This window comes from Nitrospirota bacterium (assembly GCA_035516965.1).
In the GTDB taxonomy this organism is placed as follows: domain Bacteria; phylum Nitrospirota; class UBA9217; order UBA9217; family UBA9217; genus MHEA01.
On record DATIZR010000039.1, the window covers coordinates 1 to 10,282 of the forward strand.

The 10,282-nt window shown below is 57.7% G+C and carries 11 protein-coding genes and 1 tRNA gene; 7 read left to right on the plus strand and 5 right to left on the minus strand.

Annotated features, from left to right (window positions below; translation table 11 throughout):
* The coding region (locus VL197_04515) for a PBP1A family penicillin-binding protein (GenBank protein HUJ17236.1) at positions 1 to 1,939 on the minus strand (1,939 nt) is incomplete at its 3' end.
* A gap of 202 nt (positions 1,940 to 2,141) precedes the next feature.
* On the opposite strand from VL197_04515, the gene cobO reads away from it, so the two are divergent.
* From cobO to VL197_04545, 6 genes are all read left to right on the plus strand, one after another.
* Complete coding sequence (cobO, locus tag VL197_04520; GenBank protein HUJ17237.1) at positions 2,142 to 2,678, plus strand: cob(I)yrinic acid a,c-diamide adenosyltransferase; 537 nt, start codon at positions 2,142 to 2,144, stop codon at positions 2,676 to 2,678.
* A gap of 68 nt (positions 2,679 to 2,746) precedes the next feature.
* A complete protein-coding gene (locus VL197_04525; GenBank protein ID HUJ17238.1) occupies positions 2,747 to 3,718 on the plus strand; it encodes a PhoH family protein in 972 nt (323 codons plus the stop codon).
* Entirely contained in the window at positions 3,705 to 5,495 is a 1,791-nt protein-coding gene (locus tag VL197_04530) for an HDIG domain-containing protein (GenBank protein HUJ17239.1), read from the plus strand. The genes VL197_04525 and VL197_04530 overlap by 14 nt, the downstream gene beginning before the upstream one ends.
* On the plus strand, positions 5,395 to 5,832 hold the full coding sequence (gene ybeY, locus VL197_04535; GenBank protein ID HUJ17240.1) for an rRNA maturation RNase YbeY: 438 nt from the start codon (positions 5,395 to 5,397) through the stop codon (positions 5,830 to 5,832). Before VL197_04530 ends, ybeY begins: the two co-directional genes overlap by 101 nt.
* Positions 5,829 to 6,530: a diacylglycerol kinase gene (locus VL197_04540; GenBank protein ID HUJ17241.1), complete on the plus strand. Its 702-nt coding sequence runs from the start codon at positions 5,829 to 5,831 to the stop codon at positions 6,528 to 6,530. The genes ybeY and VL197_04540 overlap by 4 nt, the downstream gene beginning before the upstream one ends.
* 36 nt (positions 6,531 to 6,566) lie before the next feature.
* Positions 6,567 to 6,917, plus strand: a complete 351-nt coding sequence (locus tag VL197_04545; protein HUJ17242.1) for a hypothetical protein — start codon at positions 6,567 to 6,569, stop codon at positions 6,915 to 6,917.
* 10 nt (positions 6,918 to 6,927) lie between these two features.
* On the opposite strand, the gene VL197_04550 is transcribed toward VL197_04545, so the two are convergent.
* The 4 genes from VL197_04550 to VL197_04565 all read right to left on the minus strand — a co-directional run bounded on the left by VL197_04550 (position 6,928) and on the right by VL197_04565 (position 9,809).
* On the minus strand, positions 6,928 to 7,887 hold the full coding sequence (locus VL197_04550) for an acetyl-CoA carboxylase carboxyltransferase subunit alpha (protein HUJ17243.1): 960 nt from the start codon (positions 7,885 to 7,887) through the stop codon (positions 6,928 to 6,930).
* A 365-nt stretch (positions 7,888 to 8,252) separates the two neighbouring features.
* Positions 8,253 to 8,341 (minus strand) — tRNA-Leu (locus VL197_04555).
* Between the two features lie 148 nt (positions 8,342 to 8,489).
* Positions 8,490 to 8,672 carry a ferredoxin gene (locus VL197_04560; protein HUJ17244.1) on the minus strand — a complete coding sequence of 61 codons (183 nt, stop codon included), beginning with the start codon at positions 8,670 to 8,672 and terminating at the stop codon, positions 8,490 to 8,492.
* A 126-nt stretch (positions 8,673 to 8,798) separates the two neighbouring features.
* Positions 8,799 to 9,809 carry a glycosyltransferase family 9 protein gene (locus VL197_04565; protein HUJ17245.1) on the minus strand — a complete coding sequence of 337 codons (1,011 nt, stop codon included), beginning with the start codon at positions 9,807 to 9,809 and terminating at the stop codon, positions 8,799 to 8,801.
* A gap of 150 nt (positions 9,810 to 9,959) precedes the next feature.
* Between VL197_04565 and VL197_04570 the strand changes: the two genes are divergently transcribed.
* Positions 9,960 to 10,282: DUF3108 domain-containing protein (locus tag VL197_04570; protein HUJ17246.1), on the plus strand; the 323-nt coding region annotated here is incomplete at its 3' end.

Consider the following 10,282-nt stretch of genomic DNA (forward strand, 5'->3'; position numbering starts at 1 on the left):
GCTTTGGTTCGGTGCCGGCCAGAAACGCCTCTCGCAGCGATGGATTGCAGTTCGCCGTGTTCAGGAGACCTGACCGGGGGTCGATCTCCCTGAATACGATGCCATCCGGCACCGGGAATTCCTCGGGCTCCCGGCCCGTAAGAGCCCTCTTCATGAAGCCGAGCCAGATCGGCAGGGCCGCCCGCGCGCCCGTTTCTTTCGGGCCTATTGTCCTGTGGTCGTCATATCCGACCCATACGCCCGCAAGCAGGTCCGGGGTGTATCCGATGAACCAGGCGTCGCGGTAGTCGTTGGTCGTCCCCGTCTTGCCCGCCGCCGGCCTGTTTATCTCCGCGGCCTTCCATCCCGTACCCCGCTCGATAACGCCTTTCAGCAGATTCGTGATCAGGTAGGCGATTTCCGGCCTGATGACCTGCAACGGCATGGCGTCATTCGCGTAGATGACCCTGCCGCTGCTGTCGGCGATCGTCTGAATGGAGACAGGACCGAGACGTACTCCATGGTTCGCGAACACGGCATAGGACGATGCGAGCTCGAAGAGCGTCACATCCGAACTTCCGAGCGCGAGAGACAGATAGGGATTGAGCCGGCTTTTTATGCCGAATTCTCTCGCGTAGTGAATGGACTGCTGCACGCCGATCTTCTCGAGCAGCCGTATGGTGGGCACGTTCAGCGACTGGGCCAGCGCCTTCCTGATCGTGACGGGCCCCTGGTACGTGCGGGTAAAATTTTCGGGGGACCAGTTCTTGTTCCGGTCCACTCTTATTGTGAGTGGAGTATCGTTCAGGATGTCCGCCGCACTGAAGCCGCTGTCCAGTGCCGCGGCATAGATGAGCGGCTTGAAGGCCGATCCCGGCTGCCGAAGCGCCTGCCACGCCCGGTTGAACTGGCTCTGGGAATAATCCCGGCCGCCCACCATGGCCAGGATATGGCCGGACGACGGCTCGAGAACGATGACCGCCGCCTGGAGCGGCGTGGGTGGCGAATTTTTTTTCGGCCGCCGAGCCTCGATCCGATCAAGTCCGTCGCGGACGGCCTGTTCGGCATAGGCCTGCATCTCGTCATTGATCGTGGTGAAGATGTTCAGCCCCCCGGAATAGAGGATGCTCGATCCGAAGCGGTCCTCCACTTTCTGGCGCACATATTCCACGAAATACGAGGCGGAGCTCGACGGCAGGGCCGGCTGGACGGGCAGGGGGGCCTGTTTCGCGGTTTCCGCCTGCTCTTGCGTAATGATCTGCATGGCTGCCATGCGGTTCAGTACGTAGGCCCGCCGTGCGCGAGCACTCTGCGGCGACTTGAAGGGCGAGTAGTGCTTGGGGGAGCGGGGAAGGCCTGCCAGGAGAGCGCACTCGGCGAGGTTCAGGTCCCTGGCCTGTTTGTTGAAATAGATGCGCGCGGCGGCCTCGGCGCCGTAGGCGCCGCTGCCGAAGTATATCTGGTTCAGATAAAAGGACAGGATCTCGGGCTTCGTGTAACGTTGTTCGATCCGGAGGGCGAGAGCCATTTCCTTGAGTTTCCTGGTATAGCTTCGCTCGGGGGTAAGAAAGAGCACCTTGGCAAGTTGCTGGGTAAGCGAGCTCCCGCCTTCCAGCACTTTTTTCGCCCGCACATTGCGGTAGAATGCCCGGGCGATGCCCCGGAAATCAATGCCGTGATGGCTGTAAAACCTGGCATCCTCAGTGGCGATGAGCGCCTTGATCAGGGCCTCGGGTATATTGTCCAGGCTGACGGTCGTCCGGTTTTCGATGAAAAACTCGGCGAGTAGTTTGTTGTTCCCCGAATAGACCCGGGAGGTAATGCTCGGCCGGTATTCTTCGAGCGTCTGGACTTCAGGCAGGTCCCAGGCCGAGAATATCACATAGCCAATGGAGCCGCCGATCAGCAATGCTGAGAGGGTCAGGAAAAGATAGAGCAGGAGCGATCTCTCATTCTTCATCGGGATGCATTATACGCTGGGGGTGAGCAAAAAGTAAAGCACGCGTTGCCTGGTTCCGCAGGGATGGCCGACACTCGTAGTCTGGACCGCGCTGCTTGTGTTTTCGCACCGACAATGTTATGATTCAACATTCATTTCTGCACCGTGCATTTTCCAGGCATCGTATGCAGCACCGTCGTTGTTTATCAGGGAGCAGGCGAACATGACCCATGAAAAGGGACTGGTCATCGTTTTTACCGGGGACGGCAAGGGCAAGACGAGCGCCGCACTCGGCATGGCGCTCCGCGCCAGCGGCCACAGGATGTACGTATCGCTCGTTCAATTTATCAAGTCCGGGTCGCCGACCGGCGAATCACGGGCAGCCGAGCGGCTGGCGCCCGAATTCGAGTTTGTCTCGTTGGGAAAGGGTTTTGTCAACTGCTGCGGGAGCACGCTGCCCCTGGCCGACCACAAGATGGCTGCGGCGGAGGCACTGGCGGCCGCCAGGCAGCGGATACATTCCGGCGGATGGGATCTGATCATCCTTGACGAGATCAACACTGCGGTTTCCCTGGGGCTGGTCGAGATCGGCGATGTCCTTGACCTGATCAGGAGCAAACCGACCAGGCTCCATGTGGTACTGACCGGCCGAGACGCACACCCTGACCTGATAGCAATCGCGGATCTGGTAACGGAGATGCGCTCCTTAAAACACCCTTACGAGAGTGGCATCACGGCAAGAAAAGGGATTGATTTTTAAAAGTAAAATTGACTTTGCCCGTTCGCCGTGATAGCATAGTTGCATAGCCTATGAAGCTTCAGCAGCATATGAAAAAATCACTGGTCACGGTGACCATAGAAAACGATCTGACCTTGCCCAGCCTCTTCGGAGACTTGGACAAGAACCTCAGGCTCATTGAGAACAACTACGGGGTGATCCTGAACGCGAGAGGGAACAGGATACAGATCGAGGGCGAGGAAAAGTCAGTCGCTCGGGTCGAACGGTTGCTCAAACAGCTTGCCGACATGCTGGCCCAGGGCGTTATAACTCAGAAGGATGAAGTGAACACTGCTATCCAGGCATCAACAGCCGACCCTTCCGCCGTACTCAAGGACCTCTTTCAAAAAACGATCCCCGTCTCGAGCAGAAAACGTGCCGTCGCGCTGAAGAATGAAACCCAGCGTAAATATGTTGAGGCCATCCGCCAGTACGACGTCGTGTTCGCCATCGGTCCGGCCGGCACTGGCAAGACCTATCTTGCGATGGCCACGGCCGTGTCCGCGCTGCTCCGGCGCGAGGTGAGCCGGATCATCCTGGTCCGGCCTGCCGTGGAGGCAGGGGAAAAGCTCGGCTTCCTGCCGGGGGACCTGTACGAAAAGGTCAACCCCTATTTGCGCCCGCTCCACGATGCTTTGTATGATATGATCGAGACGGAAAAGGCGAACAAGCTTGTGGAGCGAGGCGACATCGAGATAGCACCCCTTGCCTTTATGCGGGGCCGCACCCTGAACGACTCCTTCATCATCCTGGACGAGGCGCAGAATACGACCACGGATCAGATGAAGATGTTCCTCACGAGACTGGGTTTTAATTCAAAGACCGTCATCACCGGAGACATCACCCAGATCGACCTTCCGAGCGGGAAGGGTTCAGGACTCGTCGAAGTCCGGAACATCCTGGAAGGGATTGAAGGCATCGAGTTCGTGTATTTCACGAACCGGGACGTGGTACGCCACAAGCTCGTGCAGAAGATCATCAAAGCCTACGAGAAGTATGAGGGGAAGCATGAAAAAGAATGATGCCCTCTTGAAGCTTTTCCCGAAGACCCAGACCCTGGACTGGGAGAAAACCGGGTTGACCTCGCGCATTCCTCGCGGGATCAAGGCGTTCAATCTGGGAGTGGGGCTCGTAACGGCCCTGCTGCTGGCCTTCGTTCTGCTCCCGCGCTTTCCGCTCCTCGCGAAGGGTGAGATCTCCAGCCGGGACATCCTCGCTCCTTATTCCCTGGATATCGAGTATGAAGGTCCCGACCGGACGATCGTATCAAGCAGGGTGGTCAAGGGGGAGGTCATCGTAGAGGCCGGGCACCGCGTCACGGAAAGGGCCGCCCGGGTGCTCGAAGAGATCGCCCGCCGGGAGGGGATCGGAGACAGGCGTTATGCCTATCTTGGCCTTACGCTGCTTATCCTGCTCCTCTTCTACCTCTTTTACCGGGACATCAAGCGCTACCGCGCTCCTCTCATCGCGGACGCGAGAAAGATGTTTCTCTTGGCGTTTCTCCTTTTCGCTACCGTGATCCTGTCCCAGTTGACCAAATCCCTGCTCACGCACATTGCCGACAAACTTCTTCTCGACCTCAGCACGATCGGGTTTGTCCTGCCCGTATCCGCGGGATCTATGCTCGTCTGCCTTCTTTTCGACTTCCATCTCGCGCTGGGATTCTCCTTTGTCGTGAGCGTCCTGATCGGCCTGCTGTTCCCGGGCGACCCGTTCATCCCGGTCTATTATTTCCTCGGCAGTATCGTGGCAGCGCTCAGCGTGATCCACTGCAAGAAAAGAACTGCTCTGCTCAGGGCGGGCGCCCTGACCGGGCTGATCAACATCGCCGCAATCACCGGCATCGACCTCTACCGGGGGGAACTGTTATCACGGGGCCTGTACGATGCGGGCGCCGGATTTCTCGGGGGGCTCATCGTCGCCATGGTCGTGTCGGTGACACTGCCGTTCTTCGAAACGCTTTTCGATATTACCACGGACATCAAACTGCTGGAACTGCTGGAGCCGAACCAGCCACTGCTGAAGGAACTGGTCTATAAGAGTCCGGGGACCTATCATCACAGCATCGTGATCGGCAATCTTGCGGAGGCCGCCGCAGAATCCATCGGTGAGAACCCGCTCCTGGCCCGGGTCGGTGCTTATTATCATGACGTGGGCAAGATACGGAAACCCGAGTACTTCATCGAGAACCAGCGCGTATCGGAGAACAAGCACGACCGGCTGATGCCTTCCATGAGCAGCCTGATCATTGCCTCACACGTGAAAGACGGCGTCGAGGTCGCACGCGAACACCGGCTGCCTTCCACGGTCGTCGATATTATTCAGCAGCATCACGGCACATCGCTCATCACCTACTTCTATCAAAAGGCAAAGGAGCTCCAGCCGCTCATTGCCGTTGCCGAGGGCGACTACCGCTACCCGGGTCCGCGACCCCGAACGAAGATTGCAGCCATCGTGATGCTGGCCGATAACGTGGAAGCGGCCTCGCGGACCCTCGATGATCCCACGCCCCCCAGGATCCAGGCACTGACGAACAGCGTGATCAACCGCATATTTCTCGACGATCAGCTCAGCTGGTGCGATCTCACGCTCAACGATCTCAGGTATATTGCGCGGAGCTTCAATCTGATTCTCACGGGGATTTTTCACCACCGGATCGATTACCCCGGCATGGAGTTCGAGGGAGAGAAAAAGCGCGGTGAACATCGGGATAAGAAACAATCAGAGGAGGCAAAGGCTGGCGCAGGCGTTTCTCGAGAAAAAGCTCGAGAAGCTGTTGAGGAGCATCGGCCTTCCTGACGCTGAAGTGAGCGTTCTCTTCATCGGTGACCGCGCCATGCGCACGCTCAACCGCCGGTACCGGGGCAAAGACAGTGCCACCGATGTTCTGTCCTTCTCGTTCCGGGAAGGGGAGCACCGGCAAATTCAGCCGCATTTCCTCGGCGATATCGTCATCTCGGTTCCCGCCGCCGCAAGGCAGGCCAGGGCAGCGGGACATGCAGTCGGCCGGGAAATCGAAATCCTTCTCGTCCATGGCCTGCTCCATCTCCTGGGCTACGACCATGAACTCGGCGAACGTGAGGCCCGCCGGATGCTGCGCCGCGAGCGGGAACTGCTGGAGAGGTTCTTCTCATGAAGCCGAAATCATTGACCGCAAAGGCCAACGTCGCGATCGACGGGATTATTTATGCCGTCAAGACCCAGCGGCACATGCAGTATCATCTGTTCGCCGCTCTTACCGCCCTCATTCTCAGCCTTGTCTTGAATATCTCCCGGCTCGAGTTCATCCTGCTCTGCATGGCGATCGTCCTCGTTCTCGTGACGGAAATGCTGAACACCGCCATCGAGGTGACCGTGGACATGATCTCAGAAGCATACCATCCCCGGGCGAAGATCGCGAAGGACATCGGTGCCGGCGTCGTGCTGATCGCATCGATCGGTGCTCTCACGCTCGCCTATCTCATACTCTACCCCGCATTGAAAGATACGATCAGCAAGGGGGCTTGGCACATCCGAAAGGCCCAGGACGACGTCGTGGCGTTCGTGGCCGTGACCGTCGTGGTGATTATCGTCGTTATCGTGAAGGCGTTCCTCGGGAAAGGGGAACCCCTCCGGGGCGGAATGCCAAGCGGACATGCCGCTGTTTCCTTTTCCGTATGGGCGGCCGCCGTCTATCTGACGCGATCCTTGCCCGTCGCCGTGTTAATCTTTCTGCTGGCCGTGATGGTCAGCTGGAGCAGATGGTCTTCGGGCATACACCGGCCCCTGGAGGTCGTGGCGGGCGCTGCACTCGGTGCGGGCGTGACCGTGCTGCTGTTCTGGATCTTTCATTGATCCCATCAGATGCTCATGGTTGTGGAGGGCTTGTTGATGAATGAGATACTGACCGATCTCCTCGCAGCCGCGCCGGGAGCGAAAGCGACGGTGTTTCTGGACAACGAAGGGGAGTCAATCGCGCACGCAGGTGATGGGAGCATCGATGTCAGACTTCTGGGAGCCTGGAAGGAAATCCATCTCGACCATATCAAGGACATCAGCAACCGGCTCGGGATGGGGAACGTGGATGCGGTACTGTTCTCACTCGATGCGGGGAATGAACTGATCGCGCCCGTGGGCGGGGAATACTGCCTGCTGCTTCTCTTGTCTCCCTATGCGGACCTTCGAGAGGCAATGATCGCCCTGAAGAAGGCGGTCGAGCGTCTGAAACAGGAAATTGCCTAGGAGGAAGCCCTCAGATCTGATCGAACGTCCCCAGGTTCCTGAACTTATCGTACCGAAGCCTGATCAGTTCATCGGATGGCAGGTTCCTGATCTCGGACAGGTTCCTGAAGATCGCCTCTTGCAGCAGTTCCGCAACCCTTCTCGGGTCCCGATGGGCTCCCCCGATCGGTTCTTCCACCATCTCGTCGATTACCTTCATCTGGAACAGGTCCTGAGCCGTGATCTTGAGGAGTTCGGCAGCCTCGCTGGCCTTGGCGCCGTTGTTCCAGAGAATGGCAGCGCACCCTTCGGGTGAAATAACGGAATAGGTGGCGTGCTCGAGCATCAGCACGCGGTCCGCAACCCCCAGGGCAAGCGCGCCGCCGCTCCCGCCCTCGCCGATGACCGTTGCCACGATCGGGATCTTGAGGCGCGACATGACGTGGAGGCTCCGCGCGATCGATTCCCCCTGTCCGCGCTCCTCGGCGCCTATCCCCGGGTAGGCGCCGGGAGTGTCGATGAAGGTGATCAGAGGCTTCCGGAATTTTTCGGCGAATTCCATCAAGCGGAGGGCTTTCCGGTAACCTTCCGGGTTGGGCATGCCGAAATTCCGAATGATTTTCTCTTTTGTCGTCCGTCCCTTCTGATGCCCGATCACGACGACCGGCATCCCGTTCAGGCGGGCCATGCCGCCGACGATAGCGGCATCATCGGCAAACCCCCGGTCGCCGTGCATCTCCGTAAAATCCGTCAGCATGGCTTCGATGTAATCAAGCGTATAGGGACGGTTCGGATGGCGGGATATCTGGGCCTTCTGCCAGGGGCTCAGGCGGGAATAGATCTCGGCGCGAAGTTGATCAGCTTTTTTATGGAGCTTGAGGATCTCTTCTTCGAGGTCAATGTTGCCGTTCGAGGTAAAGAGCGTCAGCTCCTCTATCTTCTTCTCAAGATCGGCTATGGGTTTTTCAAATTCAAGGTATTCCGGCGGCAAAGGATGCTCCTCGTTTACAGCACGGTAAATAATGGCTCCAGCTTCCGGGACCGGGGAAAAAGGATGCGAACGGGATTCAGGAAGAGCGATATTATCGGATATTGATGCCCTAATGTCAAGGGTTTGTTGGGAAGTAACGTCTAGAGATGGCTGTAAAAAGGATTGAACACCCCACCGAGGGCGTAGAAATGCATCTTTCTGGTGTCGGTTACCGGGATCTAACGCGCTTCGTTGCCCGAGTAGACCAGCCCCCTCGGGCGCTCCCCCGATGCATGGAGTGACCTTTTCCCGCATGCCTCCTGGTCCGGTCCATGTTGATAGCAACCCGAGGCAGCCAGTAGACGATTCCAGACCGTTCTATCATCTGGTGCCGCTGGCCGGGATCGAACCGGCACGACAGTCGCCCGTCGAGGGATTTTAAGTCCCTTGCGTCTGCCAATTCCGCCACAGCGGCCTTGATCGCGATTGCAGGGGAATAATATAGGAACAGGCCGTTTTGTCAAGAAAAATGTCCTGCGCCGCATGGTCTGCCGGGCGCAGGATTCAGGATTAAGGAACAAAGATAGGAAAGACGGTAAGCGTGTGTCAGGTGTTCGCGACCCTCATTCGAGGGAAATCGCCGTAACCGGGCAACTGTCAACTGCCTGCTGGCAGTCGCAAGTGCTGCAGGCGCCGGGATTAACCACCCAGGCCTTGTCGTCTCTGAGCTCAAACACTTTCGGGCAGAGTTCCGAGCAGAGCCCGCACCCGATGCAGGTGTCGGTATCAACTTTCGGTACAGCCATAGAAAGATCACCCCTTTCCGGGAAGCGGTATTGAGTGCACTGTGGTTTCCTTTGGTCCTAGAATACTCCTAAGACATTGGGTCAGGCCATGATATACATCATATCATGACCCTGGTGATCCGCCTGTCATCTCTGTTCCAACACCTTGATGACGGCACCGAAGACATCCGCAACGGAAATGGCTTCCATGCATTCCAGATGCCGCGCATTGCTGCAGGTGCGGCTTCTGCACGGAACACAGGAAACGGTTGCAGGCTGCAGGACGATATGACCGCTGCCGACGGGGCCCGTGCGGGCCGGATCGGCAGCTCCGAAAAGGGCGACCACGCGGGTCCCGACCGCGGTCGCAAGATGCAGGGGCCCGGTATCACCGCTGACCAGGACATCGCAGCGTTCCAGGATCGCTGCCAGTTGAAGCAGATCGATCTTCCCTGCAAGCATCAGCGGCTTTGCAGCGCATCGCGAGACGATCTCTTCTGCCAGAGGGACATCCCCGCCGCCGCCGATGATCAGCACCCGGGCCGAAAGCTCCTGCTGAAGCCCGTCCGCGAGCGCGGCGAATCGTTCAGGAGGCCATCGGTTGACGTGATGGCTGGCGCCGGGGTTCAGGGCGACGACCGGGGGCTGTTGGTTGACACGTGTCCCTAGAACGGATTCGGCAAAGGCCCGGTCATCGGGTCCTGGTGTCAGCTCGAGATCCAGGTCGGAGGCTTCGATGCCAAGCGGCGCCAGGGTGTCAAGGTAATTGACAACGGCATGAACGGTTTCGGAATTCGACTTATGGTATACTAACACCCGGCAGGGAAGAGCGGCGCTTGCCAGGAACCATGTCTTCAGGTTGCTCCTCTGAAAATTGACCACCAGATCGTAATGTTTGGCACGAACAGACCGCCAGAGTCGGATCAGCGAGCGGAAAGAACGGTGCCTCCCTTTTCTCTCGAAAACGATCGTTTCTGCAACACGGGGGTTATTCCGGAAGAGACCGGCAGTCGTCTCAGAACCGACCATCAGGGATATCCGGGCGGACGGGTATCTCTCCTTGAGAGCACGAACGACCGGCGTGAGCTGAACCAGATCGCCGATGGCGCCGGGCTTGTTGATCAGGATATTACTGAACTCGCGGGAACGGAACTTCATTTTCTCATCATAATATAAACGGCAGCTGATCGCAAGATGAAAGGGAGGCTTTTAGAAGAATTGTCTTTACAAAAGAAAGGGTTTCACCTATTATAAGCGCTGAGAATTTGACGCTGTGATCCTATTTTATTTAATAATCAGAGCATTTTCATGCTGACGCAATCGTTACCTGCCTGGCTGTTTATGGCGTTCCTGATTTTCTCGCCGTCAGCATTCGCGGATCCAGGCAAAAATCGCACGACGCCTGCACCCGTTGCCTTACCGTTTCAGGCCGGAGAAAAACTAACCTATGAGATCAGCTGGTCGAATATTATCCGTGCGGGTATCGCGGTCATGGAAGTGCGTGAGGAACAAAGATCAGACGGCAGGATGGTGTTCCATCTCATTTCCCGTGCCACCTCAACGGGTGTTCTTGACAGGTTCTACAAGGTATCGGACACCATAGAAAGTTACATCGACGGCGAACACCTGTA